General features: G+C 62.8%; 23 protein-coding genes. 5 read left to right on the plus strand and 18 right to left on the minus strand.

The window, feature by feature from the left end; translation table 11 throughout:
• Nucleotides 1-10 precede the first annotated feature (10 nt).
• The 4 genes from I6L33_RS02880 to I6L33_RS02895 form a co-directional block, all read right to left on the minus strand.
• Nucleotides 11-1,291: a sigma 54-interacting transcriptional regulator gene (locus tag I6L33_RS02880; RefSeq protein ID WP_216973511.1), complete on the minus strand. Its 1,281-nt coding sequence runs from the start codon at nt 1,289-1,291 to the stop codon at nt 11-13.
• Nucleotides 1,288-1,803: a hypothetical protein gene (locus I6L33_RS02885; RefSeq protein ID WP_017764803.1), complete on the minus strand. Its 516-nt coding sequence runs from the start codon at nt 1,801-1,803 to the stop codon at nt 1,288-1,290. Before I6L33_RS02885 ends, I6L33_RS02880 begins: the two co-directional genes overlap by 4 nt.
• Before the next feature lie 8 nt (nt 1,804-1,811).
• The gene (locus I6L33_RS02890; RefSeq protein WP_017785623.1) at nt 1,812-3,212 is read right to left on the minus strand and encodes a HAMP domain-containing sensor histidine kinase; all 1,401 of its coding nucleotides are present in this window, start codon (nt 3,210-3,212) and stop codon (nt 1,812-1,814) included.
• Nucleotides 3,213-3,309: 97 nt separating this feature from the next.
• Nucleotides 3,310-3,402 carry a YnhF family membrane protein gene (locus I6L33_RS02895; RefSeq protein WP_005306410.1) on the minus strand — a complete coding sequence of 31 codons (93 nt, stop codon included), beginning with the start codon at nt 3,400-3,402 and terminating at the stop codon, nt 3,310-3,312.
• A 129-nt stretch (nt 3,403-3,531) separates the two neighbouring features.
• On the opposite strand from I6L33_RS02895, the gene I6L33_RS02900 reads away from it, so the two are divergent.
• Entirely contained in the window at nt 3,532-4,035 is a 504-nt protein-coding gene (locus I6L33_RS02900) for a 2-amino-4-hydroxy-6-hydroxymethyldihydropteridine diphosphokinase (protein ID WP_010635829.1), read from the plus strand.
• A gap of 3 nt (nt 4,036-4,038) precedes the next feature.
• Here the strand turns inward: I6L33_RS02900 and I6L33_RS02905 are convergent, their stop codons facing one another.
• Nucleotides 4,039-4,743, minus strand: a complete 705-nt coding sequence (locus I6L33_RS02905) for an SDR family oxidoreductase (protein ID WP_017787107.1) — start codon at nt 4,741-4,743, stop codon at nt 4,039-4,041.
• A gap of 116 nt (nt 4,744-4,859) precedes the next feature.
• On the opposite strand from I6L33_RS02905, the gene I6L33_RS02910 reads away from it, so the two are divergent.
• Nucleotides 4,860-5,264 (plus strand): CBS domain-containing protein, encoded by a 405-nt coding sequence (locus tag I6L33_RS02910; protein WP_216973512.1) that lies wholly within the window; start codon nt 4,860-4,862, stop codon nt 5,262-5,264.
• On the opposite strand, the gene I6L33_RS02915 is transcribed toward I6L33_RS02910, so the two are convergent.
• A complete protein-coding gene (locus I6L33_RS02915; protein ID WP_005306418.1) occupies nt 5,261-5,797 on the minus strand; it encodes a DUF2301 domain-containing membrane protein in 537 nt (178 codons plus the stop codon). The two genes, I6L33_RS02910 and I6L33_RS02915, sit on opposite strands and share 4 nt — an antisense overlap.
• A gap of 86 nt (nt 5,798-5,883) precedes the next feature.
• Here I6L33_RS02915 and I6L33_RS02920 point away from each other — a divergent pair, with 86 nt between their 5' ends.
• Complete coding sequence (locus I6L33_RS02920; RefSeq protein ID WP_017781190.1) at nt 5,884-6,648, plus strand: ABC transporter substrate-binding protein; 765 nt, start codon at nt 5,884-5,886, stop codon at nt 6,646-6,648.
• 100 nt (nt 6,649-6,748) lie between these two features.
• Here the strand turns inward: I6L33_RS02920 and asnC are convergent, their stop codons facing one another.
• Complete coding sequence (asnC, locus tag I6L33_RS02925) at nt 6,749-7,210, minus strand: transcriptional regulator AsnC (protein ID WP_005306422.1); 462 nt, start codon at nt 7,208-7,210, stop codon at nt 6,749-6,751.
• A gap of 153 nt (nt 7,211-7,363) precedes the next feature.
• Here asnC and asnA point away from each other — a divergent pair, with 153 nt between their 5' ends.
• Nucleotides 7,364-8,356: an aspartate--ammonia ligase gene (gene asnA / locus I6L33_RS02930; protein WP_024942111.1), complete on the plus strand. Its 993-nt coding sequence runs from the start codon at nt 7,364-7,366 to the stop codon at nt 8,354-8,356.
• 210 nt (nt 8,357-8,566) lie between these two features.
• On the opposite strand, the gene I6L33_RS02935 is transcribed toward asnA, so the two are convergent.
• The 4 genes from I6L33_RS02935 to rluD all read right to left on the minus strand — a co-directional run bounded on the left by I6L33_RS02935 (nt 8,567) and on the right by rluD (nt 14,034).
• Nucleotides 8,567-9,391, minus strand: a complete 825-nt coding sequence (locus I6L33_RS02935) for an MBL fold metallo-hydrolase (protein WP_216973513.1) — start codon at nt 9,389-9,391, stop codon at nt 8,567-8,569.
• 58 nt (nt 9,392-9,449) lie between these two features.
• A complete protein-coding gene (gene clpB, locus I6L33_RS02940) occupies nt 9,450-12,023 on the minus strand; it encodes an ATP-dependent chaperone ClpB (protein ID WP_201892738.1) in 2,574 nt (857 codons plus the stop codon).
• A 173-nt stretch (nt 12,024-12,196) separates the two neighbouring features.
• Nucleotides 12,197-12,934 carry a peptidoglycan editing factor PgeF gene (gene pgeF / locus I6L33_RS02945; protein WP_216973514.1) on the minus strand — a complete coding sequence of 246 codons (738 nt, stop codon included), beginning with the start codon at nt 12,932-12,934 and terminating at the stop codon, nt 12,197-12,199.
• Between the two features lie 119 nt (nt 12,935-13,053).
• Entirely contained in the window at nt 13,054-14,034 is a 981-nt protein-coding gene (gene rluD / locus I6L33_RS02950) for a 23S rRNA pseudouridine(1911/1915/1917) synthase RluD (RefSeq protein ID WP_010635820.1), read from the minus strand.
• 117 nt (nt 14,035-14,151) lie between these two features.
• Between rluD and I6L33_RS02955 the strand changes: the two genes are divergently transcribed.
• Nucleotides 14,152-14,907, plus strand: a complete 756-nt coding sequence (locus tag I6L33_RS02955) for an outer membrane protein assembly factor BamD (RefSeq protein WP_005306434.1) — start codon at nt 14,152-14,154, stop codon at nt 14,905-14,907.
• Between the two features lie 142 nt (nt 14,908-15,049).
• On the opposite strand, the gene I6L33_RS02960 is transcribed toward I6L33_RS02955, so the two are convergent.
• From I6L33_RS02960 to yqhD, 7 genes are all read right to left on the minus strand, one after another.
• Entirely contained in the window at nt 15,050-16,378 is a 1,329-nt protein-coding gene (locus I6L33_RS02960; protein WP_216973515.1) for a CoA-disulfide reductase, read from the minus strand.
• Between the two features lie 78 nt (nt 16,379-16,456).
• A complete protein-coding gene (locus tag I6L33_RS02965; RefSeq protein WP_216973516.1) occupies nt 16,457-17,857 on the minus strand; it encodes an L-cystine transporter in 1,401 nt (466 codons plus the stop codon).
• A gap of 166 nt (nt 17,858-18,023) precedes the next feature.
• Entirely contained in the window at nt 18,024-19,331 is a 1,308-nt protein-coding gene (locus tag I6L33_RS02970) for a serine dehydratase subunit alpha family protein (protein ID WP_043158750.1), read from the minus strand.
• A gap of 315 nt (nt 19,332-19,646) precedes the next feature.
• The gene (locus I6L33_RS02975; RefSeq protein WP_017784169.1) at nt 19,647-20,399 is read right to left on the minus strand and encodes an ABC transporter substrate-binding protein; all 753 of its coding nucleotides are present in this window, start codon (nt 20,397-20,399) and stop codon (nt 19,647-19,649) included.
• Nucleotides 20,400-20,495: 96 nt separating this feature from the next.
• The gene (gene pntB / locus I6L33_RS02980; RefSeq protein ID WP_005306445.1) at nt 20,496-21,980 is read right to left on the minus strand and encodes a Re/Si-specific NAD(P)(+) transhydrogenase subunit beta; all 1,485 of its coding nucleotides are present in this window, start codon (nt 21,978-21,980) and stop codon (nt 20,496-20,498) included.
• Nucleotides 21,981-21,991: 11 nt separating this feature from the next.
• On the minus strand, nt 21,992-23,518 hold the full coding sequence (gene pntA / locus I6L33_RS02985; protein WP_017764816.1) for a Re/Si-specific NAD(P)(+) transhydrogenase subunit alpha: 1,527 nt from the start codon (nt 23,516-23,518) through the stop codon (nt 21,992-21,994).
• 507 nt (nt 23,519-24,025) lie between these two features.
• Complete coding sequence (yqhD, locus tag I6L33_RS02990) at nt 24,026-25,189, minus strand: alcohol dehydrogenase (protein WP_017784171.1); 1,164 nt, start codon at nt 25,187-25,189, stop codon at nt 24,026-24,028.
• Nucleotides 25,190-25,217: the final 28 nt, after the last annotated feature.

Below are 25,217 nucleotides of genomic sequence, written 5' to 3' on the forward strand. Positions count from 1 at the left end.
CCTCTGTCATTTATCCCTTCGACTTGAAGTTTGCCGCTTCTATGCCGTGCCGGTTCAACAGCTTGTAGAAGTCGGTGCGGTTTCTGCCCGCCATGCTGGCCGCCAGGGTGACATTGCCCTCGGTGGTGCGCAGCAGCCGGATCAGATACTCCTTCTCGAACTCGGCCCGCGCCTCGTTGAACGAGGGGATGCCACCACTGCCGACACTCAGGGCAGACTCCACCATAGCGGCACCGATCACCGGGCTGCAGCAGAGGCTGGCCAGCTGCTCCACCACACTGTAGAGCTGGCGCACGTTGCCGGGCCAGGCCGCCGCCGCCAGCAACGCCAGCGCCTCCGGCGAGAAGCCGAGGGCGGCGCATTCGCCGTGGCGGCTGCGATACTCGTCCAGCGCCTGCCTGGCCAGCAAGGGGATATCCTCGCTGCGGGCACTGAGGGGCGGCATTGTGATGTTGGCCACGTTGAGCCGATAGAAGAGATCTTCCCGAAAGCGCCCCTCCTCCATCGCCGCCACCAAATCCTGATGGCTGGAGCTGATGACCCGCACCTCAGGCGTGCCCTGGCCGTACTCCTGCAATACCTGCAGCAGCTTGGCCTGCAGCGACTCCGACAGATCCCCTATCTCGTCAAGAAACAGGGTCGCCCCCTTGGCCTGCTCAAACAGGCCGGACTGGCCATCCTCGCCGAACAGCTGCAGATCCAGCGCAGCCCAGGGCAGCGCGGCACAGTTGATCACATACAGCGGCTGATCACGCCGGCTGCTGGCCTGGTGCAGCGCCTGGGTCATCACCCCCTTGCCGGAACCGGAAGGGCCCATGATCAGCACAGGCACCTCCATGGTGGCGATGCTGCTGGCCTGGATCAGCAACTGCTCCATCTGCGGATTGCGGGTCAGGATCAGCGACTGCCACTCCTGGCGCTGCTTTGGGCGCGTCAGGCTCAGCGCATGCTCTATGGTGGCGAACAGCTCGTCCTTGTCGATGGGCTTGGTCAGAAAACTGAATACCCCGGAGCGGGTCGCCTGAATGGCATCGGGAATGGTGCCGTGGGCAGTCATGATGATGACCGGCAGCCCCAGCCACTGGGACTGGATCCGCTCGAACAGCGCCAGCCCGTCCATGCCGGCCATGCGCAAGTCGCTCAGCACCAGATCGGCCCGTTGCTGACGCAACCGGTCCAGCGCCCCTTCGGCGCTGTCGGCGGTATCCACCTCATAACCCTGGCTGCGCAGACGCATGCTCATCAGCTTGAGCAGGCTGGCATCATCATCAACCAGCAGGATGCGACTCATTTCAGCGCCTCGCCGTTGCCGTTCAGCTTGCGCTGATTGAGCTGTTCATCGATGGCGGAGAGCTGCTCGATCTGGCGGCGCAGACGCTGCACCTCCTGACTCTGATCGTCGCGCCGGCTGTCACGGGCCAGCAGCTCCTCGCCGAGGGCAATCCAGCTGCGCAGGAAGGCCTGGGCATCCAGGCCGAGCTCGGGCAGCAGGCTCTTGAGCTTGTCCAGACCGGCTCGCCGGCTGGCCACCGATTCGGACGGGTGGGTGTTGACCATGGCCAGGCTGACCCGGCTCTCGAGGTCGGTAGCCCCCTTGAGGCGCTGGCGCTCCTGGGCCCGTTGCTGGGCATGGCTGGCCAGCAGCCAGTCCGAGTATTGCAGGCGCACCTGCATCTCCTTGTTGGCAAACTCCATCCGCTTGGCGAGGGCAAGATCCGGCGACGCCGCCGGGTCACGCGCTGGCAGCAGGGAACAGCCTGTGAGCAGGCTCATCATCAATACCGGAACAACACATTGTTTCATCTTGGGCTTCACTTCAACGTCAACCGGAAACAGACATCCGCCTGTTCATCTTCAACCAATACCAACTCGCCGCCAAGGCTCATCGCCGATTCCCGGGCGATGGAGAGCCCCATTCCGGAGCCTTTCAGCAAGCCCTGGCGCACAATACTGCCCTGCTCGAAGGGTTCGAAGATCCGCTCCCGTTCGGCCACGGGAATGGCGGGCCCCTCGTTGGCCACCTCCAGCCAGCTGCCGTTGCCATCCTGCCCGGCACGGATCCAGATCTGCCCTCCCTTGGCGCCGTAGCTGACCGCATTGGAGAACAGATTATCGAGGATCAGCCGCAAGCGATATGGCTCAGCTTTCAGCGTGATCGGATCGGTCGGCAAGTGTACACTGATTTGTTTGGATTCCAGCGCCAGCCGGTATTCTGCAGATAATTCTGACAGCAGGGGCGCCAGCGCCACCGGCGTCAAAGTGAACACCTCCTGCTGGCTGAGCCGGTTGAAATCGAGCAGCCGCTCGATCAGGGTCTGCAGACGCCGGCTGTTCTCCTCCAGCATCTGGCAGATCTCCTGCTGATCCTGGGTGAGCGGCCCTACAAGCTGCTCGGAGAGCAGATCCGCCCCCTCCCGCAGCACCGCCAGCGGGGTCTTCAGCTCGTGGGAAACGTGGCGCAGGAACTGGTATTTCTGCTGTTCCAGCTCCTTCAGTTTGTCGTGCAGCCAGCCGATCCGCTCCCCCAGCAGCACCAGTTCGGCCGGCCCGTCCACCGGTCGCTTGTCCGGCTCCACACCGGCCCCCAGACTCAAGATCCGCGACTCAATCTGACGCACGGGGTGGATGATCAGGTAGGTAAACAGCAATACCAGCAGCAGGCTGAGCACTGCCACGAAACCGCTGACCCACCAGATCTCGGTCATCAGGGCGGCGATGGTGGCCCGCACCTTGCTGACGTGATCGTCTACCTGACTGCGAGTGATGATCTCGAGCTGCTGGTTGGCCTCGTTGAACTCGTCAAACTTGGGGCTGTTGGACTCTGCCTTGGCACGGGCGAGATCCTGCAGGCTGTCGAGCCAGACGAGGGCCTGCTCGATGCCGCCATAGGCCTCGGCGTCAGGAATGGAACTCTGGTGGGCGGCCAGCTGGTCGCGGTAGCTCGCCAGCTGCTGCTGGTAGCTGGTCAGGATGCGCTCATCCCCGAGCACCGCATAACGGCGCAGGGTCCGCTCAAGATCGATGGCCTGGGTGGTCAGCAGAGTGGCCCGGCGGGTATCGCGCACCGCCCGCTCCAGCTCGTCGCTGGTCAACTGGCTGAGGTGGTCGAGGGCCTGGCTGTCATGCCAGATCATGCCGCCTAGCGGCATCAACACCAGGACGAACCCCATCAATACCACTTGCAACAGGGAGCGTGGGCGTACCTTGGTCATCTTGTGCGGTCTCACTTCATCTGGGGTGGGTCAGCATATCCGCACTCCCCCAAAAAGCAAAACCGGCCAGAAGGCCGGTTCATGCTCTCTTCCGGGGTCATGCCAGACCCACGGATACCACACAGATAATCAGGATCATGGCCAACGCACCCGAGGCGGTCAGCAGTGCCCATTTCAGTTCCACACTCATGCAAATCTCCTTTCTTGCCAAGATGATAGAGCCTGATCACAACAGACGAACAGATGTTAATGCATAGTTAAGCCGATAACCGTGAGCTGTGTAAGAATTTCAGATGAGCCCTATCAAAGGACTGATGACATGTTCTATCTGTGTAGCATAGGGTCGAATCTTGACCCCCACCAGCATGTCGGCCAGGCGGTTGCCGAGCTGCTTGCCCACTTTGGCCGCCTGCGGCTCAGTTCGGTGATCCAGACCAAGCCGGTCGGCATGCATTCAAGCCATGACTTTCTCAATTGCCTGTTCGTCGCCGAGAGCGAGCTGGCCCAGCCCCGACTCAAGGCACACTTCGTCGCCATGGAGCTGGCCCACGGCCGGGATCGCAGCGATCCGCACTGCAAGGTGCGGGACCGCCCGCTGGACATCGACATCCTGGCCAGCAGCGAGGACGACGACTTCTCCGCCGCCCGGGTTGACGCCTATCTCGACGAGCTGTTGGCAGAACTCTACGGCAAAGGAGAGGTGCACGACCCCAAGGTGACCCTGCCGCTACACACTCGCTTGATGGCAGGCAAGGTGATCGAAGAGGGGCAGGTCGGCCTGGCCCCCGTCGCCCTGCAGCGCGACATGGCCATCCCCTGTTGATGGCTAGATGACGGCCAGACCGCGGCCACCATCCACCCGGATGCTGGCCCCGGTCATGTAGTCGTTCTGCATCAGCAACTGCACCGCCTGCCAGATGGGCGCCAGCCCCCCTTCCCGCGCCAGCGGCGTCTTCGCCAGCACCTGTTCACGCCACGCATCCCCATGCTCGTCGAGAAACAGAATGGGGCCAGGCTCTATGGTGTTGACCCGGATGGCCGGCGCCAGCTCGCGGGCAAAGCTCATGGCGAGCGAATGGGCCCCCGCCTTGGTGGCCACATAGCTGGCGAACTGGGGCGCCGGAGCGTGGATATAGATGTCGGTGATGTGGATGATGCTGGCGTTGGGATGGCGTGCCAGCTGAGGGGCCAGCCCCCGGTTGAGCTGGAAGGGGGCCGCCATGTGCACCCGGTAGAATTGATCAAACTGGGCCAGCTGGGCCGCCGGCTCGCTCGCCTGCGGTTCAAAGGCCGAGGCGTTGTGGATCACCAGCGCCAGATCCGGCTGGGAGGCCAGCACCTCGATGAGCCGGCCCACCTCTTGCTCCCGGTTGAAGTCGGCCTGCACCAGCGTCACCCCCAGCGCCCGCAACCGCGCCAGCTCCGGTCGCTCGCTGCGATAGCTGCCGGTTACCTGCCAGCCTGCCGCCACCAGCTGTTCGCACAGATAGAAACCGAGCCGACGGCCACATCCTGTCACCAATGCACGCATAATCCCTCCTCTCTTATCCGCAGGAATGCCTATCGATCCCCACGGCACAAGCCATTGGCCGTTGCCGCCATCCGGCGGGCATAGTGGCCCCATCATCACCTTACGGAGCCACTTCCATGTTGCAGATCCGCGATCACATGAGCCGTCTGACCCACTCCCTCACCCCGCAGCTCGGCCTGGCCGAGGCGCTGGACCGACTGCATGACGCCGGCCTGAGCGGCCTGCCGGTGCTGGACCCGCAGCAGCAGCTGATCGGGTTTCTCTCCGAGCAGGATTGCATCCCGAGCCTGCTCACCGGCAGCTATCACTGCGATACCCGCACCCGGGTCGAGGATCTGATGAACCGAACCCCGCTCTCGGTCAGCCCGGACGACAGCATACTGGAGCTGGCCCGCCAGATGACCGGGGCCAAACCCAAGGTCTATCCGGTGCTGGAGGGCAATCGGGTAATAGGCATCATCAGCCGCCGGCAGGTGATGCAGGCCCTCAACACGCAGATGAAGGCCTGCCTGCCCACCTAAATCTGGTAACGCCCCTTGTCGCCGATATCGAAGTGCAGGGGCATCCGCCACTTGGCCAGCGCGAGCAGGCAGAGCAGCGCGCCACACACCAGCGCCACCAGGGCGGCGGCCCAGCCGATGCCGGCCAGCTCCAGCAGCCATAGCAAAGGCAGCAGCAAGGGGACCGCCCTGATCCCCGGAATGGCGAAGCAGAACTGCTCCTTGAAGGCCAACCCCGCCAGCGTGGCCAGGGCCGCCCCCAGCACCAGCACATCCGGCGCCCCGCTCGCACTGAGCAACAGAGCGCCCCAGCCCAGCCCCTGCAGCAAGAAGCGAATGCGCTTGTCATAGACATGCAGGCACAGGCCGCATACCCCGCTGGCCACGGCCAGCGCCGTCAGCCACTGTGCCGGCGTCAAAAAATCCTGCCCGATCAGCAAGCTTGCCCCTCGACACAGCAGCAGCAAGGCTGCCAGACTCAAGCCCAGGCGATAGAGGCAGACCGACAGCCTGTCGATGCCGTCCAGCTCGCTTTCAATTTCAGGGTTTGCCATATACAGTCGCCTCTACGAATCAGGGGCAACCCAATATACTGGTATCAGGCGCCAGATAATCTTCAAATGGGTTCAGGAGAGGTAGTTTGCGTGTAATCCACCTGCTTTGGCTACTGTTCCCGCTCAGCCCCTTTGCCAGGGAGCTGATCGTCTGTGGCACGATGGAACCCCCGCTCAAATACCTCGATGCCGCTCAGCAGCCTAGGGGCCTCGATGTCGACATCGTCACCGCCATCTTCGGCAGACTCAAGATCCCCATCAAGATCGAGCTGGCCGATTCCGGTGCCCGTCTCACCCGCAACGCAGAGACCGGTGTTTGCGATGTGGTGATGACGCACTCCTACAAGGCGGAGCGGGAACGCTACCTCATCTACCCCCAACAGGCCCATATCCGCCACAGCTGGCACTTTTTCGTGCGCAAAGCCGACCTGCTGAAGATCCGCTACGAGACGCTGGCCGACCTCAAACCCTGGCGCATCGGGGTGACCAAGGATTTCTCCTACACCCCCGAGCTGGCCGCCGCCCTCACCGATCCCTCCTATCACTTCCAGGAGATCACCATGAACCAGCTGCAGCTGCGCAAGCTGCTGGCCGGACGGATCGATACGGTCCCCATGCCGCTGGTCACCGCCTTCGCCCAGATCAGGGAGGAGGGACTGGAGGGCAAGCTCGACTACCTGCCCAAACCGCTCAAGAGCAGCCCCTACTTCAACACCTGGGCCCGCGCCCGCGCCGACCAGAATACCTCGGCCCAGATGGCGGCCTATGACGCCGAGCTGCTGCGCATGAAACGCGACGGCCGGCTCAAGGCCCTCTACGACAAGTACGGCATCCCCTATATCGAACCCTGATCGGCCGGTCAGGGCTTCATAGCCCGCAAGCTCGAGTTTTGCAGCGAGACAAGCGTCTCGCACGGGAGTGGATCTCTACATCCCTCTCATGCAACCCGGCTCAAGGTTTCACATCCCGCAGGATCGGGTTCTGCAGCGAGATCAGCGTCTCGGTGGACTGTATCTCGTCGATGGTCTGGATCTTGTGGATCAGCACGGTCTGCAACTCGTCGATGGAGCGGGTCATCACCTTCATGAAGATGCTGTAGTGGCCCGTGGTGTAGTAGGCCTCCACCACCTCGTCCAGCGCCTGCAGCTTGGCCAGCGCCGACGGGTAGTCCTTGGCGCTCTTGAGGTTGATCCCGATGAAGCAGCAGACGTCGTAACCCAGCTTCTTCGGGTTCACCTGCACCCGCGTACCCTCGATGATCCCCGCCTGCTTCATCTTCTCCACCCGCACATGGATGGTGCCCGGGCTGACCAGCAGTTGTTTGGCCAGCTCGGCGTAAGGCAGCCGTGCATTCTCCATCAGGGCGGTGAGGATGGCCTGATCGAGATTATCGATCCGATAATTTTCCGGCACTTTTTTGCACTCCCTTTGATGATTCATCATTAATCACCCGTGTATTTTGAAGAAAAAAATACACAAAGCCTATTTCTATTATCGAATCTTGAATTTAGTTGGCGATCTGTTGAAGAATCCTCACATCCAACGGGTTCAAGACAGGTATTCAGCATGAAACAGCACTACATTCGCAGCCAGCAACAGATCAGCTTCGTCAAAGAGATGTTCTCCCGCCAACTCGCCCAACAACTGGGTCTGATGGAGGTACAAGCCCCCATCCTGAGCCGGGTCGGTGATGGCACTCAAGACAACCTCTCTGGCCACGAGAATGCGGTGCAGGTCAAGGTGAAGACCCTGCCTGAGCACAGCTACGAAGTGGTGCACTCACTGGCCAAATGGAAGCGCCAGACCCTGGGCCGCTTCGGCTTCGGTCCGGGCGAAGGCATCTACACCCACATGAAGGCACTGCGTCCGGACGAGGATCGCCTCACCCCCATCCACTCCGTCTACGTGGATCAGTGGGACTGGGAGAAGGTGATGCCGAGCGAGCGCCGCGATCTGGCCTACCTGCAGGAGACGGTGCGCGGCATCTGGGCCGCCATCAAGGCCACCGAGCGCGCGGTTTGCGCCGAACATGAGCTGACCCCCTTCCTGCCGGCCGAAATCCAGTTCGTGCACAGCGAAGAGCTGCTGACCCGCTACCCGGATCTCGACGCCAAGGGGCGCGAGCGGGCCATCGCCAAGGAGCTGGGTGCCGTGTTCCTGATCGGTATCGGCGGTGCCCTCTCCCACGGTGAGCGCCACGACGTGCGCGCCCCGGACTACGACGACTGGAGCAGCCACAGCGAGCTGGGTCTGGCAGGTCTGAACGGTGACATCCTGGTGTGGAACCCGGTGCTGCAGGACAGCTTCGAGATCTCCTCCATGGGGATCCGGGTCGACGCCGAGGCGCTGCGCCGCCAGCTCGCCATCACCGGCGACGAGGATCGCCTGCAGTACGACTGGCACCAGGATCTGCTGGCCGCACGGATGCCGCAAACCATCGGCGGTGGCATCGGTCAATCCCGTCTGGCCATGCTGCTGCTGCAAAAAGAGCACATAGGTCAGGTTCAGGTCGGTGTCTGGCCGGCCGAGATGAAAGCCGCCGTGCAAGGCATGCTGTAACGAATGAAGGCCATGCCGGCGTCATCGCCGCCGGCATGGCAACAGGCAAGTGGCCGTCGGGGTTGAGCGAGCGCAACCCCGGCAGGCTGTAAGAGGCAAGACCGGCAGCGGCCTTGCTTCGCCATCGGGGGCTTGCCCCTGCGACCCGCTCAACCCACGTCAGGTCGCTTCACTACATTCCTCCCGGCAATCTTCGGATTGCCGTTTTTTTTACGCCGAAAACCGGTATTCGAAACCGGCTCCGATCTGGCACTGGCGCGGCAGATCCGCTTTCCTGCTGCCGGTACAGTGGCAGGCAAACAGCTTCTCCACCCCCTCCTCCTGCAGATAGGCGCCAAGCGCCGCCGCCCGCTGCGAACCGGAAAACTTCAGGTGCAGACCGCCGATGACGGCGTGGATCCGCTCATCGCCACACACCTCCCTGGCCCGCTCGATGATGTTCTCGGTCCCTGCGTGACCACAGCCGATAAAGACGATGAGCCCCTGTTCGCTCTTGTAGACCAGCGCGGAATCGTCGCTGATAAGGTCTTTTTCCACCCGTCCGTCCCGCATGATGTAGCCAAGCAGCGAGGGGGCGGCCCGCTCGCGCCGAGCTATGCTGCCGAGGAACACCAGACGCTCCGAGAGCCACACCGGCTCGGCCGAGCAGTGGGGGAGCAAGCCTCTGGCTGCCAGCGATTCCCGTTCCAGCCCTCCCGACAGGCGATAGAGGTTGCGCCGCCAGAAGGGAAGCGGCAGGAAGTAGCCCCGCTCGCAGAACACGTCCGGACAGGCGATGAGAGGAATGGGAGTCGGATAGACGGGCAGCGAGCCTACCCCGCCCACATGGTCGTAATGACCGTGAGAGAGCACCACATGGGTGAGCGAGGCGAGATCGACCCCCATCACGGCGGCGTTGAGGCGCAGCGCCCGGCCACGGCCGCTGTCGAACAGCACCCTGAGGCCGTCGCACTCCAGCAGCAACGACAGCCCCTTCTCGGGCAGACAGCCAGGCAGATGGACATCGTCATCCACCAGTACGGAAAAGGTGAGCATGCAATTACCCCTCAAAAAAAACGCAGGCTCGGGGCCTGCGTTTTTATCAGCGATCCAGTTATTGGGTCATGGTGAGGCCGTTGCTGTCGGCCCCCAGCAGTAGTTTCTTGCCGGGGACGATGCGGCCGGAGAGCAGCGCCTGCGCCAGCGGGTTCTCCACCTTGTGCTGGATCGCCCGCTTGAGGGGACGCGCACCGTAGACGGGGTCGAACCCTGCGTGGACCAGCTTCTCGAGCAGTGCTTCGCTCACCTCCACCTCGTAGCCCTGGGCCTCGAGACGGCTCATCAGGCTCTTGAGCTGGATGCGGGCGATAGACTTGATGTGCTCCTCGCCGAGCGGGTGGAACACCACTGTCTCGTCGATCCGGTTGATGAACTCCGGCCGGAAACTGCGTGCCAGCACCTCCATCAACATGGCCTTCATCTCGTCGTAATCCTTCTCGGAGTGGTGCTCCTGAATCAGATCCGACCCCAGGTTGGAGGTCATGATGACCACGGTGTTACGGAAGTCCACGGTGCGACCCTGACCATCGGTCAGCCGGCCGTCATCCAGTACCTGCAGCAGGATGTTGAACACATCGGGGTGGGCCTTCTCCACCTCGTCCAGCAGGATCACCGAGTAGGGGCGACGACGCACCGCCTCGGTCAGATAACCGCCCTCCTCGTAACCCACGTAGCCGGGAGGCGCCCCCACCAGACGGGCCACGCTGTGTTTCTCCATGAACTCGGACATGTCGATCCGCACCATGGCGTCCTGGGTATCGAACAGGAACTCCGCCAGCGCCTTGCACAGCTCGGTCTTGCCCACCCCGGTGGGCCCGAGGAACAGGAAAGAGCCGATGGGGCGATTCGGGTCTGATAGACCTGCGCGGGAGCGGCGAATGGCGTTGGAGACCGCCTCGACCGCCTCCTCCTGGCCGATCACCCGACTATGCAGCTGATCTTCCATCCGCAGCAGCTTCTCGCGCTCCCCTTCCAGCATGCGAGCCACCGGAATCCCGGTCCAGCGGGCCAGCACGTCTGCGATCTCCACATCGGTGACCCGGTTGCGCAGCAGGCTGGTCTCCTGCATCTCGGCCTGGGTGGCGAGATCCAGCTGTTTCTCCAGCTCCGGAATGCGGCCGTACTGCAGCTCGGACATGCGGCCCAAGTCCCCTGCGCGGCGAGCCACGTCGAGATCCTGACGGGCCTGCTCCAGCGCCGCCTTGATGTGCTGGGTGCCGGCGAGGGCGGCCTTCTCGGCCTTCCACACCTCTTCCAGCTCGTTGTATTCCCTATCCTTTTCGCCGATCTCCTGGTTGATGAGCTCGAGCCGTTTGCGGCTGGCGTCGTCATCCTCCTTCATCAGCGCCTGCTGTTCGAGTTTCAGCTGGATGATGCGCCGCTCGAGCCGGTCGAGGGACTCGGGCTTGGAGTCGATCTGCAGCCGGATGCTGGCCGCCGCCTCATCGATGAGGTCGATGGCCTTGTCCGGCAGCTGACGATCCGCGATGTAGCGGTGCGACAGCTGGGCCGCCGCCACGATGGCGGGGTCGGTGATCTGCACGTGATGGTGCAGCTCGTAGCGCTCCTTCAGGCCGCGCAGGATGGCGATGGTATCCTCCACGCTCGGCTCTTCCACCAGCACCTTCTGGAAGCGGCGCTCCAGCGCGGCATCCTTCTCGATGAACTGGCGATATTCATCGAGCGTGGTAGCCCCGACGCAGTGCAGTTCGCCCCGCGCCAGCGCCGGTTTCAGCATGTTGCCCGCGTCCATGGCCCCCTCGCCCTTGCCCGCGCCGACCATGGTGTGCAGCTCGTCGATGAAGAGGATGACGTTGCCCTCCTCCTTGGCCAGGTCGTTCAGCACCGCCTTGAGCCGTTCCTCGAACTCGCCGCGATACTTGGCACCGGCCACCAGGGCCCCCATGTCCAAGGAGAGCACCCGCTTGTTCTTGAGCCCCTCCGGCACCTCGCCGTTGATGATGCGCTGGGCCAGCCCCTCGACGATGGCGGTCTTGCCGACGCCGGGAGCCCCGATCAGCACCGGGTTGTTCTTGGTACGGCGTTGCAGCACCTGGATGGTGCGGCGAATTTCGTCATCCCGCCCGATCACCGGGTCGAGCTTGCCGATCTCGGCCCGTTCGGTCAGATCGATGGTATACTTCTCCAGCGCCTGGCGATTCTCCTCGGCGTTGGCATCCTCCACCTTCTTGCCGCCACGCACCTTGTCGATGGCCGCTTCGAGTTTCTCCTTGGTCAGCCCCTGGGCACGCAGCAGTTCGCCCAGCGTCCCCTTCTCGTCGAGGGCCGCCAGCACGAACAGTTCGGAGGAGATGAACTGATCCTTGCGCTGCTGGGCCAGCTTGTCGCAGACGTTGAGCAACCGGCCGAGGCCGTTGGAGAGCTGCACGTCTCCCTCCACGCCGCTGACACGCGGCAGGCGGTCGAGTTCTTCACCCAGACGCGAGCGCAGGGCATTGATGTCCAGCCCGGTCAGGGTCAGCAACGGGCGAATAGAGCCGCCATCCTGGTTGACCAGGGCGGTCATCAGGTGAACGGGCTCAATGAATTGGTGGTCACGACCCAGCGCAAGAGACTGGGCATCGGAAATAGCAATCTGGAATTTGCTGGTCAGGCGATCGAGGCGCATTGCACTCCCCCTTCAAACAGGCAGACGCCGCTTGCGCGGCAAACAACATAACTTTCTGAGATGAAAGATGAGGCCCGTACGGACTATTTCAAGGGGTGAGGCTGGTTATTTTTTCTGCAGATGCTGGCGTGAGGGGATCACGGCCCCTTGGCAAACAAGGGGCCGCTGAGTGTTTATTCGGCCAGCCAGATGATGGAGGCCATGCGGCCGGTCTGGCCGTCGCGACGATAAGAGTAGAACTGCTCGCTGTCGCTGAAGGTGCAGTGCTCACCGCCATGGACGGCGGTGACGCCGGCGCGGGCGAGGCGCAGGCGGGCCAGCTGGTAGATATCCGCCAGCCACTTGCCCTCGTTGGACGAAGGCACAAACGCTGCCTCTGCTGCAGCCTGCTCCGCCATAAAGGCCTCGCGCACCTCGCCACCCACTTCAAACGCAGTGGGGCCGATGGCCGGGCCGAGCCAGGCCAGGATCTCGCCCGGCTCGCAGCCCATGGCGGCGATGCTCGCTTCCAGCACACCCCCCTGCAGCCCGCGCCAGCCGGCGTGAGCGGCAGCCACCACGGTGCCGGCCCGATCGCAGAACAGCACAGGCAGGCAGTCGGCAGTCATCACGATGCAGGCCTGCCCCGCGTCTCGGGCGCAGGCGGCATCCGCATCCGGTGTACAGCCATAGTCGCTGCTGACGAGATGCACCGCGGTGCCGTGCACCTGATTGAGCCAGTTGAGAGTGCCGGGAATGGCGGCCGCCTGCTGCAGCCGGGCCCGGTTGGCCTCGACCCTGGCCGGTTCGTCCCCCACGTGGGCCCCCAGGTTGAGGCCGGCAAAGACCCCCTCGCTGACGCCGCCGTCACGGGTGGTCGACAGGGCTCTGACCCTGGCCGGGGCCGGCCAGTCGGGTTCGATCCATTTCATCTGTGGCTCCTTTCGTTCATATGAAAACGGGGCCCCTTGGCTGCAACCAGTCAAGGGGCCCCATATCAGGTCATGCAGGGCGGGTTACGGCAGGAATCGTCGCAGAGCCGCCCTTTTCATCAGTTCCAGACCAGATCGTCCGGATTGGCCAGGGTATCAGCCCGCAGCACTTCCATCAGATCCAGCATGTCCTGCGGCGTCGGCGAGTGCCACTGCATCACCTCACCGGTGATGGGGTGCGCCAGCTGCAGCATGGTGGCGTGCAGCGCCTGGCGATGGAAGTTGCGCAGGGCCTCGGTCAGCTCGGGGATGGCGTTGCGCAGCGGACGCAGACGACCGCCGTAGGCCGGATCACCCACCAGCGGGTGCTTGATGTGGGCCATGTGCACGCGGATCTGGTGGGTACGACCGGTTTCCAGCCGCAGCCGTAGCCGGGTGTGGCCGCGGAACTTCTCGTGCACCCGGTAGTGGGTCACGGAAGGACGGCCATTGGGCACCACGGCCATGTGGGTACGCTGGGTCGGGTGACGGCCGATGGGGGCATCGACGGTGCCGCCGGCGGTCATGTGACCGATGGCGATCGCTTCGTACTCACGGGTGATCTGGCGCGCCTGCAGCGCTTCCACCAGATGGGTCTGGGCCGGCACAGTCTTGGCGACCACCATCAGACCTGTGGTGTCTTTATCCAGACGGTGCACGATACCGGCGCGGGGCACTTCGGCGATGTCCGGGTAGCGGTGCAGCAGGGCGTTGAGGATGGTGCCATCGGGCGTACCGGCGCCCGGGTGAACCACTAGGCCGGCCGGCTTGTCGATCACCAGAATGTGTTCATCTTCGTAAACGATGTTGAGCTCGATATCCTGCGCATCGAAGCGGGTGTCATCTTCCAGCTCGACATCCACATGTACCTTCTGCCCGGCCAGCACCTTCTCGCGCGGGGTATTGGCAACCTGACCATCCAGGGTCACTCTGTCCTGTAAAATCCACTCCTTGATGCGGGTGCGGGAGTAGTCTGGAAACAATTCGGCCAGGGCCTGGTCGAGTCGCTGCCCGAATTGGTGATCCTGGAATTCGCCTGTCAGTTCAATATGCTGGCTCATGTATGGTCTCTTGAGCGGGGGGTATCAATTCGAAATAATCCGGGTATTCTAGCTTTTCTTTTAGCCAAGCATAACGGATACTTTGCCAATTTCGTGGAAATGGACCGGATGTTGTTGATGGGAAAGAAGTCTCACCTGCTGATGTCACTCGCCTTGGTCGCTACCTTGATCACAGGCTGTTCCAGCACCAAACCCAAGGTACCGGACGAACCGCCGGAGACCCTGTACCAGAAAGCACGCGTCAAGCTGGATGCAGGTAACTACCTGAATGCTATCGAGTTACTGGAGGCGCTGGATTCTCGCTATCCTTTCGGTGCCTACTCCAACCAGGTTCAGCTCGACCTCATTTACGCCTACTACAAGCAGGATGACACTGCCCAGGCGATCGCCAATATCGACCGTTTTATCCGCCTCAATCCGGCGCATAAAAATATCGATTACGTCTTCTATATGCGCGGTCTGACCAACATGGCCGGCGATTACAACTTCTTCCAGGACTTCCTGGGCATCGATCGGGACGACAAAGACCCCTCCTATGCCCGTCAGGCCTTCCAGGATTTCAAGACCCTGTTGCAGAACTACCCCAACAGCGTCTACGCCGCCGATGCCCGTGCCCGCATGATCGGTCTGAAGAACCGGCTCGCCCGCTACGATCTGAGCGTGGCCGAGTACTATGTGAAGCGTGATGCGCTGATCGCCGCCGCCAACCGGGCCAAGCTGATCGTCGAGACCTATCCCGACACGGCCGAAACCGAGAAGGCGCTGGAGATCATGATCAACTCCTACGACACCCTGAAGATGCCGACCCTGGCCCAGCACGCCCGCGAAGTGCTGGCCAAGAACTACCCGGACAATCGTCTCGGTCGCAGCTGATCGCTTGCCGCACCATGAAAAACCGGAGCCTTGGCTCCGGTTTTTTTATGGGCGCTGTTCATGAACGACATGCCCCTTTACCACCCCGTACCGGCGGCATGGGGAAAGACGGCGCACATCAGCCACGCCGTCATGCCGTGTATTACTTGGCGACGTTGCCCGCCACGTTGAGCACATCCCAAGTGCGGGAGAAGGGCGGTGCGTAGGCAAAGTCCAGCATGCCGAGCTGCTCCGAGGTCACCCCCATGGTGATGGCGACCGCCAGCGCATCGATGCGGTGCACCGCCCCCTTGCGCCCGAGGATCTGCCCCCCCAGCAGCCGCTTGCTGCCCGCCTCATAGACCAGCTTGACGTGAATGTCGGACTGACCCGGGCAGTAGTTGGTGTGGCACTTGTCCTTGATCACCACGGTACGATAATCAAGGCCCATCGCCCTGGCCTCCTGCTCGGAGAGGCCGGTACGGCCCGCCTCCAGCCCCAGCACCTTGAGCGCAGCAGAGCCGAGGGTGCCCGGGAATTCCTGCTCGGCGCCCGCCAGGTTCTCGCCCACCATGCGTCCCAACTTGTTGGCGATGGTAGCGAGCGGCACATAGACCTGCTGCTGCTTCACGCCGTGCCAGACGCTGGCACAGTCACCGGCCGACCAGACATTGGCCAGCGAGCTGCGCCCCTGCCGGTCCACCTTGATGGCGCCATTGCCGAGCCGCTCGATGCCGGTGTCGGCCAGAAACTCGGTGTTGGGCTTGACCCCGGTGCAGACCACCACGATGTCGGCCTCGTACTCGCCATGGCTGGTGCGCACGCCGGTCACCCGGCCCTCCCCCAGCAGGGCTTCGACCCGCTCGCCGAGATGGAGGGAGACTCCCTGCTCACGCAGCTCAGTCTCGATATGCTGGGTGATTTCGCTGTCGAACGCCTCCGGGATGACCCGCTCCGCCAGTTCGATCAGACGCACCTCCTTGCCCTGATGGACCAGCGCCTCGACCACCTCCAGCCCGATAAAGCCGGAGCCGATCACCAGGGCTCGGCGATTGCGCGGCTCCTGCACGGCGGCCTTGAGGGCCAGCCCATCGGCCATCCGGCGCAGGCCGAATACCCCTTCCTGCTGCAGGCCCGGGATGGGCGGCATCACTTCGCGAGCGCCGGTGGCGATCATCAGCCGATCGTAGCGATCGGTGAAGGTGTCGCCGTTATGTTCGACCTTCAGCGTCTGGGCGGCGGCATCCAGGCTCAGCACCCGGTGGCCGGTCTTGACCTCGATCCCCTTGGCGGCGAACTGCGCCGGGGTGAACTCGGCCATGTAGCCGGGCTCCTGAAACTCGTCGCCAACGAAATAGGGCAGACCGCAGGCGCCGAAGGAGATCACCTCGGACGCCTCATACACCACGATCTCAGCCTCTTTGGCCAGTCGGCGCGCCTTGGCGGCCGCACTCATGCCGGCGGCTTCGCCACCGATGATCACGATTCTCATACTTGCTCCTGTCAATGACGCAGGGAGGGCGTGCCCTCCCTGTGGTTGATGGCGGAAGGGATCCCCTCCCGCGGCGGATCAGATGGTGGACTCTTCGCCGTCCAGACAGACTTCCTGCTCGCTGTTAAACACCGCCATGTCGGTCTCCCCCAGCAGACGGCTGGTGACAGTACCGGCGGTGATGGAGCCGGAGACGTTCAACGCGGTACGGCCCATGTCGATCAGCGGCTCGATGGAGATCAGCAGACCGGCCAGCGCCACCGGGAAGTCCAGCGCGGAGAGCACGATCAGGGCGGCGAAGGTGGCGCCGCCACCAATGCCGGCTACCCCGAAGGAGCTGACGGTGATGATGGCGATCAGGGTCATGATGAAGGCCGGATCCATGGGGTTGACCCCCACGGTCGGCGCAATCATGACCGCTAGCATGGCCGGATAGATGCCGGCGCAGCCGTTCTGGCCGATGGTCGAACCGAACGAGGCGGCGAAGTTGGCGATCCCCTCCGGAATGCCGAGCGCCTTGGTCTGGGTCTGCACGTTCATCGGGATGGAACCCGCACTGGTGCGGGAGGTGAAGGCAAAGGCCAGCACCGGCATGATCTTCTTCAGGAAGCGGGCCGGGTTGATGCCCACCAGCGCCACCAGCAGCAGGTGCACGGCGAACATGATGGCGATGGCACCGTAGGAGGCCAGCACGAAGTTGAGCAGGTTGATGATGTCGGCGTAGTTGGAGCCGGACACCACCTTGGTCATCAGCGCCAGCACACCGTAGGGAGTGAGGCGCAGCACCAGGGTCACCATCCGCATCACGATGACGTGGGCCACCTGCATGAAGTGGCCGAAACTCGCGAAGATCTCCGGCTTCTTGCGGGCGATGCCGGTGGCGGAGAGGCCGATGAAGATGGAGAAGATCACCACGGCGATGGTGGAGGTCTTGCGCGCCCCCGTCATGTCGAGGAAGGGGTTGGCCGGGATGAACTCCAGCACCATCTTGGCAAAGGACATGCTCTCGACGCTGCCGAGGGTGGTCTGCAAGGCCACCCCGCGGGCGGTTTCGGCGGCGCCGGCGGTGAGCCCCTCGGCGGTCAGACCGAACAGGTTGGACATCAGGATGCCCGCCCCGGCGGCAATCATGGTGGTGAAGATCAGTACCCCTATGGTCATGGCGCTGATCTTGCCAAGGGCGGTACCACCGTTGAGCTTGAGGATGGCCCCTATGATGGAGACCATGATGAGCGGGATGATGATCATCTGCAGCAGTTTCACGTAGCCGCTGCCGACGATGTCCAAGTAGTCGCCGGTCTGCACCAGCACGTCGGAACCGGCCCCGTAGAGCAGCTGCAGGGCGGCACCGAACAGGATGCCCAGCCCCAGCCCCGAGAAGACCCGGCGGGTGAAGCTGACGTGGGTCTGCTGCAACCGATAGAGAAACAGCAGCAACATGGCCAGGATGGCCAGATTACCTATAACGCTAAGAGTCATGACGATATTCCCCAAAATGATCGGGCTAGGCCCGAAGTGTGCGGACGAGTGCCCAGTACGCACTCCTCCCTGAAACCTGCCGCGTCGTGGCGGCGCGCCCCCCGGTATGGCCGAGGTGGCGTCAACTGGCAGAAAAACGGAGGGTGGCCTGCGCCACCCTCTTGCATCACTCGGCCTTGCCTTGTTGCTTGGCCCGCATGATGTTGATGATCTCGATATCGGTATCCAGCATCCCCTGCTTGGAGAGGCGGCCCAGGTTGGCGATGGTCTGATCCACATCGTCGGAGACGATGCCTTCGCTCTGGGGGACCCGCAGATTGTTGATGGCCATCAGCGAGGATTTCACCGCCGCCGAGGTGGAGGTAGAGACCTTCATGGAACAGGCGCTGCCGGCACCGTCGCAGATGATACCGGAAACGTCGCCAATCATGTTGTTGATGCAGTGACTAATTTGCTCGAACTGACCACCCAGCAGCCAGGTGATGGCGGCCCCCGCCCCCATGGCGGCGGTGCTGGCGGCACAGAGGGCCGACAACTTGTTCTGGTAGGTCTTGATGTAGATGGCGACCAGGTGGCTCATCACCAGCGCCCGGGTCAGCTGCTCGTCGCTCGCCTTGAGGAAGCGGGCGGCGGCGACCACCGGCATGGTGGCGGCAATGCCCTGGTTGCCGGAGCCCGAGTTGGACATGGCGGGCAGCATGGCACCATCCATCCGCGCGTCGGAAGCGGCGGAAGAGAGGCGCATGGCCAGGGTCATCAGATCATCGGAGAGCAGCTTGCGCTCCACCTGCTCGGTGAGGATCTTGCCGATGCGCAGGCCATACCCCTGCAACCCTTCGTCCGCCAGCGCCTGGTTCATAGTGGCCGCCTCGCGGATGAAGTCGATCTCGGCCAGCGGCACCTGCAGGGCGAACTCGACAATCTCGCGCAGGGTCATGGTGGGCTTGCTGGCAGGGGCGGCCTGGATCTGCACACCAGGGGCACTGTCCTGCGCCATCAGCACCTCGCCATCGCGCTCCATCAGGATGATGCGGGTGTGGTCGGTACAGATCACCACCCGGGCGCTGTGGCCCTCTACCTCTGCCAGCACCTCGGCGTAGAGCACGTCCGGCACGTCCTTCACGTCCACCTTGATGGCGGGCAGCAGCGCCTTGGCGGCTTCGACCTGATCCGGCGTGAGGGTCTTGAGCACCTCCAGCCCGGCATCCGGGTTGCCGCCGGTGATACCGACGGCGGCAGCCACCGGTAGCCCTATCATGCCGGTGCCCGGCACCCCGACCCCCATGCCGTTCTTGAACAGGTTGCCGCTGACCCAGACGCTGACGCGGGTCGGCACCTGCCCCAGCAGCTTGCGGCAGTTGGCCGCCGCCAGCGCCACCGACATGGGCTCGGTGCAGCCAAGGGCCGGCACCACTTCACGCTTGAGCAGGGTAATAAAGTCGGTCCATTGTGCGTTCATTGCGATGTGTCTCATGTTCATGGTGCCCGCATGGGGGCGTGTATTGTGCAGTCCGGCCCGCCGTGCAACGGCGGAGCGACATATAACCAGTATGGCGGGAGATGCCGGGCTGGCGGCAGTCGAATGAGGGCCGCGCCTATGATCGGAGCCGCTGTGGCGCTGGGCAATCCGATCAACTTTTGGTAACTCTAAAGCAATAGGACTCAAATAAAATTGAGCCGACTCGCTTTTTGCGCAGGCATTATGCCCCACTGGCGGTGAAGTGCCACAAAATGTGAACAGGCGCACAACAGGGCGATAGCGGCCCGGTACCGCCGGTTCAAGAGGGGGTCAGAGCCCGTAGCGGGTCAGCAGGGCCTGATACTCGGGGGTCTGCTTGAAGGCCTTGAGGGCGAGGGAGAACTGATAGGCCAGCCGTTCGTTGCCGGGCCTGTGGGTAAAGGCGAGAAAGTTGCGGTTGCTCTCGGTCACCATCTTTTCGCTGTGACCGACCTGATCCTGCAGCCCCTGCCCCTTGAGCAGGTAACGGCCCACTATCTGGTTCATCACCACCGCATCCAGCCGACCCGCCATCATCAGGTGCAGCTGCTTGATCATGTTGCTCTCCCCGGTCATGGGCACCCGGGTGAACAGGGCCGAGGTCAGGAAGGGTTCGCCATAGGCGTAATCGGCCTGGGTGCCGATACGCAGCCCCTTGAGGCTCTCCAGGCTCTGATAGTCGACAGGTTTGCTGAAGGGGAAGAAGATCACTTCGCCGCTCTGGGAGAGGGGTTCATCCGGATAATGCAGCCACTCCAGCCGGCGCTCCTCGAAGAAGACGTCGACCACGGCATCGCCGCGCTGGAACCTGGCCTCCTGCAGCACCCGCTTCCAGGGCAACACCTTGACCCTGGTCTGGTAGCCCATCCGTTTGAGCACGGTGCGGGCCAGCTCAAGATCGGCACCGCCCAGACTGCCGTCGTCGAGGCGCATCACATAGGGCGGCCACAGTTCAGTGAGCAGGGTCAGGGTCGGCGGCTCGGCGGCCTGCACCAGGCTCCCCCACCAGAGACAAAACAGGATCCATCCTTTCCGCCACACCATGCCGCGCTCTCCCTCTGTGCATTGGCTGAGGATATACCAAAAAGTAAGTAATAAAAAAGGAGGCCGCAGCCTCCTTTTTGCTTTCCTCTCCGGCGCTTACAGCGCTTTCAGGATGGCCTCGACGCTGGCCTTGGCATCGCCGAACAGCATCTGGGTGTTCTCTTTGAAGAACAGCGGGTTCTGCACACCGGCATAGCCAGTGTTCATGGAGCGCTTGAAGCCGATGACGTTCTGCGCCTTCCACACTTCCAGCACCGGCATGCCGGCGATGGGGCTGCCCGGATCTTCCATGGCAGCCGGGTTGACGGTGTCGTTGGCACCGATCACCAGCACGGTGTCGGTATCGCTGAAGTCTTCGTTGATCTCGTCCATTTCCAGCACGATGTCGTACGGGACTTTCGCTTCCGCCAGCAGCACGTTCATGTGGCCAGGCAGACGACCGGCAACCGGGTGGATACCGAAGCGCACCTTGACGCCGCGGTCACGCAGCTTCTGGGTGATCTCGGCCACCGGGTACTGGGCCTGCGCCACCGCCATGCCGTAGCCCGGGGTGATGATGACGGAGCTGGAGTTTTTCAGCAGCTCGGCCACGTCTTCGGCGCTGGTCTCGCGGTATTCGCCCATCTCCTGGTCGGCCGTGGAGGCCACACCGTCGGAACCGAAGCCACCGGCGATCACGGAGATGAAGGAGCGGTTCATCGCCTTGCACATGATGTAGGACAGGATCGCACCGGAAGAACCCACCAGGGCACCGGTGACGATCAGCAGGTCGTTGGAGAGCATGAAGCCCGCCGCCGCCGCCGCCCAACCGGAGTAGGAGTTCAGCATGGAGACCACCACCGGCATGTCGGCGCCGCCGATGGAGGCAACCAGGTGCCAGCCGAAGGCGAAGGCGATCAGGGTCATCACCAGCAGGGCGAAGGTGGAGCCACCGGCGTTGACGAAGTGGATCATCAGCGCGATGGAGACCACCACGGCCAGCAGGTTCAGCTTGTGGCGGTGCGGCAGCATCAGCGGCTTGGAAGAGATCAGGCCACGCAGCTTGCCAAACGCCACCACGGAACCGGTGAAGGTCACCGCACCGATGAAGACGCCCAGGAACACTTCCACCAGGTGGATGTTCAGCATGGCGCCGGTCAGGTGCTCGACCTGGGCGACGCTGTTGGCCTGTTCGAAGGCGGCGCGGGCCGCGGCCAGAGTGGCATCTAGGTTGGAACCGACAGAGACCACCACTTCAGCCGGAGCAGACGGGTGCAGATCGATGAAGCTGTTGAAGCCCACCAGCACGGCCGCCATACCCACGAAGCTGTGCAGCACGGCCACCAGCTCGGGCATTTCGGTCATCTCGACCTTGAGCGCCAGACGCACGCCGATGGCACCGCCGATCACCATGGCCAGGATGATCCAGTGAACGCCACTGGTTTCCGGGTTGAATACGGTGGCGAGCAGGGCGATGGCCATACCCGCGATACCGAACAGGTTGCCATGTTTGGCCGTCTCTTGCTTCGACAGTCCCGCGAGACTGAGGATGAAGAGCACGGCGGCAACGATATAGGATGCTGTTACCAGTCCTTGAGACACGTTAAACCCCCTTAATCCTTACGGAACATCTTCAGCATGCGCTGAGTGACGGTGAAGCCGCCGAAGATGTTGATACTGGCAATCAGCACGGCGATGAAGGCCAATGCGGTGACCAGGGTCGACCCTTGCCCAATCTGCAGCAGGGCACCGACCACGATAATGCCGGAGATGGCATTGGTGACCGACATCAGCGGCGTGTGCAGGGCGTGAGAGACGTTCCACACCACGTAGTAACCGACCACACAGGCCAGGATGAATACGGTGAAGTGAGAGAGGAACGCGGCAGGCGCCACGGCAGCAACCCAGCCGAAGGCGGCGATGCCGAGGGCACCGAACACGAACTTCTTGTTGGAGGGTTTGGCCTCTTCTTTCTTGGCAGCCGGTTTGGCGGCGGCCGGCTTCTGCGGGGCGGCAGAGACGGAGATGGCGGGTGGCGGGAAGGTCACTTCACCGGCCTGGATCACCGTCATGTTGCGCTGCACCACGTCTTCGAAGTCGATGGCGACGTTGCCGTCCTTCTCCTTGCACATCAGCTTCATCAGGTTGACCAGGTTGGTACCGTAGAGCTGGGAGGATTGGGCAGGCAGACGACCCGGCAGATCGGTGTAACCGATCACCTTGACGCCGTTGTCGGTGACATGCAGTTCACCCGATACCGTGTATTCGCAGTTGCCGCCAGCCTGGGCAGCCATGTCCACGATGACGGAACCCGGCTTCATGCTGTCCACCATCTCTTTGGTGATCAGCTTGGGTGCCGGCTTGCCCGGGATCAGGGCGGTGGTGATGATGATGTCCACTTCCTTGGCCTGCTGGGCAAACAGCGCCATCTCGGCCGCGATGAACTCTTCGCTCATTACCTTGGCGTAACCATCGGAGGAAGAACCATCCTCGCCGCCGAAGTCGAGCTTGAGGAATTCACCACCCATGGACTCGATCTGCTCGGCCACTTCCAGACGGGTATCGAACGCACGCACGATGGCACCGAGGGAACCGGCAGTACCGATGGCGGCCAGACCGGCGACACCGGCACCGATCACCAGCACCTTGGCGGGCGGCACTTTACCGGCGGCGGTGATCTGGCCGGTGAAGAAGCGACCAAACTGGTGCGCGGCTTCAACGACGGCGCGATAGCCACCGATGTTGGCCATGGAGGAGAGGGCATCGAGGGACTGGGCACGGGAGATCCGCGGCACCATGTCCATCGCCATCACATTGATGTTGCGCGCGGACAGCTTCTTGACCAGCTCAGGGTTCTGGGCGGGCCAGATGAAGCTCACCAGAGTGGCACCATCTTTAATTTGTGCGATCTCGGCATCGGTCGGCGCATTGACCTTGAAGATGAGGTCGGCTTGCCAGACGCTCGGCACCACGCTGGCACCGGCAGCCTCGAAGGCGGCATCATCGAAGCTGGCCAGCAGGCCGGCACCGGCCTCGATAGCGACCTCGAAGCCGAGCTTTTTCAGCTGCTCAACGGTGGCCGGGGTCGCTGCGACCCGGGTCTCACCGGCGAGACTCTCTCTCGGTATTCCAATCTGCATGACTATTCCCTGATGGTTAATAAACAATCGCTGCCCAGTGTCGCATTTCTGGCGAAACAAGACATGACCAAAGTGCAGGTCACGGGCCCTTTGTTATGAAAATCAGTAGGCTTTACCTCAACCTCCTGTCATGGTCAGGCCCCCGCTTTTCAGGCGCGAAGGTGATTAGTATCAAATTTTGGAGTTTTATTACAACCGCAGTCCCGGCAGCGCGCGTACAGAATTCAGCCCGTCCCGGACCATGATTTAAAAAAACAAACCAAATTAGCGACTTATACCAGTAAAAAGCGCTGGAAAAAGTGATCCAACCAGTCAAAAAAAATGTTTTACCGGCCCTCTATCTTAGCGCTTTTTGTTCTTACGAAATCCGCACGGATCACAGATATCAGGCCGAAAACGAAAAAAGTAACTGTTTTGTAACAGACAAGGGGCCGTCTACCCGCCAAATAGGCGGATCCGGCCCCTGTTATTTAATCGTTTCGATGGTGACTGACCGGTGCGCCCGGCTTACCAGGCCGCCTCATAAATATGCTGGCTCTGCACCAGGTCGATATCGCCGTGCTCGCCGATGGCGGTCATGCCGTGTTCCGCCAGCTTGCCGAGCAGGGTATCAATTCCTGCGTCCGCCACGCCGTAATCCCGCAGCCGGGTCTTGATCCCCATCCGCTCGAAGAAGTCGCGGGTGGCGGCGATGGCGCCGTCGATGCGCTCAGCCTCGCTGCCACTGCGCAGATCCCACACCCGCTCGGCGTATTGCAGCAGCTTGGCGTGTTTCTGCTGGCGCTTGGCCTGCAGCAGGGCCGGCAGCACCACCGCCAGGGTCTGGGCGTGGTCGAGGCCGTGCAGGGCGGTGATCTCGTGGCCCAGCATGTGGGTGGCCCAGTCCTGCGGTACACCGGCTCCGATCAGGCCGTTCAGCGCCAGGGTGGCACTCCACATGATGTTGGCGCGCACCTCGTAGTTTTCTGGTTCCACCAGTGCCTTGGGGCCCTCTTCCAGCAGGGTCAGCAGCAGGCCCTCGGCGAAGCGATCCTGCACCTTGGCGTTGACCGGGTAGGTGAGGTACTGCTCCAGGATGTGCACGAAGGCATCCACCACCCCGTTGGCCACCTGACGGGCCGGCAGGGTGTAGGTGAGCACCGGGTCGAGCACGGCGAAGCGCGGCATCACGAAGGGCGAGAAGAAGTGCACCTTGTCGCCGCTGCTGCGACGGGTCACCACGGCGCCCATGTTCATCTCGGAACCGGTGGCCGGCAGGGTCAGCACGGCGCCGAGCGGGATGGCGGAGCGCACTTCATTGCCCACGGTCTCGAGGATGTGCCAGGGATCCCGGGCCGGATCATAATGGGCAGCCGCGGCGATGAACTTGGTGCCGTCGAGCACGGAGCCGCCGCCGACAGCCAGCAGGAAGTCGACCCGCTCGGCGCGGGCCAGCTCGACCGCCCCCATCAGGGTTTCATAGGTGGGGTTGGGCTCGATGCCGCCGAATTCAAACAGGGTCATGCCGGCCAGTTCGCTGCGGATCTGGGCCAGCAGGCCGCTGCGCACCACGCTGCCGCCACCGTAGGTGATGAGGATGCGGGCGTCGTGTGGCAGTTGGGCACGCAGCTGGGCGACCTGGCCCTTGCCGAACAGGATCTTGGTCGGGGTATGCAGGGTGAAGTTGTTCATCGACATTGCCTTTTTAGTCTCTGGCGGC

It is taken from the genome of Aeromonas sp. FDAARGOS 1403 (genome assembly GCF_019047325.1).
Lineage (GTDB): Bacteria > Pseudomonadota > Gammaproteobacteria > Enterobacterales > Aeromonadaceae > Aeromonas > Aeromonas dhakensis.

Coding starts and splice junctions, on each gene's coding strand:
- yqhD (WP_017784171.1), bottom strand. CDS start 25,189: ATGAACAACTTCACCCTGCATACCCCGACCAAGATCCTGTTCGGCAAG.
- I6L33_RS02965 (WP_216973516.1), bottom strand. CDS start 17,857: ATGACTCTTAGCGTTATAGGTAATCTGGCCATCCTGGCCATGTTGCTG.
- I6L33_RS02885 (WP_017764803.1), bottom strand. CDS start 1,803: ATGAAACAATGTGTTGTTCCGGTATTGATGATGAGCCTGCTCACAGGC.
- I6L33_RS02910 (WP_216973512.1), top strand. CDS start 4,860: ATGTTGCAGATCCGCGATCACATGAGCCGTCTGACCCACTCCCTCACC.
- I6L33_RS02905 (WP_017787107.1), bottom strand. CDS start 4,743: ATGCGTGCATTGGTGACAGGATGTGGCCGTCGGCTCGGTTTCTATCTG.
- pgeF (WP_216973514.1), bottom strand. CDS start 12,934: ATGAAATGGATCGAACCCGACTGGCCGGCCCCGGCCAGGGTCAGAGCC.
- I6L33_RS02955 (WP_005306434.1), top strand. CDS start 14,152: ATGGGAAAGAAGTCTCACCTGCTGATGTCACTCGCCTTGGTCGCTACC.
- asnA (WP_024942111.1), top strand. CDS start 7,364: ATGAAACAGCACTACATTCGCAGCCAGCAACAGATCAGCTTCGTCAAA.
- clpB (WP_201892738.1), bottom strand. CDS start 12,023: ATGCGCCTCGATCGCCTGACCAGCAAATTCCAGATTGCTATTTCCGAT.
- pntA (WP_017764816.1), bottom strand. CDS start 23,518: ATGCAGATTGGAATACCGAGAGAGAGTCTCGCCGGTGAGACCCGGGTC.
- I6L33_RS02895 (WP_005306410.1), bottom strand. CDS start 3,402: ATGAGTGTGGAACTGAAATGGGCACTGCTGACCGCCTCGGGTGCGTTG.
- I6L33_RS02970 (WP_043158750.1), bottom strand. CDS start 19,331: ATGAGACACATCGCAATGAACGCACAATGGACCGACTTTATTACCCTG.
- I6L33_RS02975 (WP_017784169.1), bottom strand. CDS start 20,399: ATGGTGTGGCGGAAAGGATGGATCCTGTTTTGTCTCTGGTGGGGGAGC.
- rluD (WP_010635820.1), bottom strand. CDS start 14,034: ATGAGCCAGCATATTGAACTGACAGGCGAATTCCAGGATCACCAATTC.
- I6L33_RS02890 (WP_017785623.1), bottom strand. CDS start 3,212: ATGACCAAGGTACGCCCACGCTCCCTGTTGCAAGTGGTATTGATGGGG.
- I6L33_RS02935 (WP_216973513.1), bottom strand. CDS start 9,391: ATGCTCACCTTTTCCGTACTGGTGGATGACGATGTCCATCTGCCTGGC.
- I6L33_RS02960 (WP_216973515.1), bottom strand. CDS start 16,378: ATGAGAATCGTGATCATCGGTGGCGAAGCCGCCGGCATGAGTGCGGCC.
- I6L33_RS02880 (WP_216973511.1), bottom strand. CDS start 1,291: ATGAGTCGCATCCTGCTGGTTGATGATGATGCCAGCCTGCTCAAGCTG.
- I6L33_RS02900 (WP_010635829.1), top strand. CDS start 3,532: ATGTTCTATCTGTGTAGCATAGGGTCGAATCTTGACCCCCACCAGCAT.
- I6L33_RS02915 (WP_005306418.1), bottom strand. CDS start 5,797: ATGGCAAACCCTGAAATTGAAAGCGAGCTGGACGGCATCGACAGGCTG.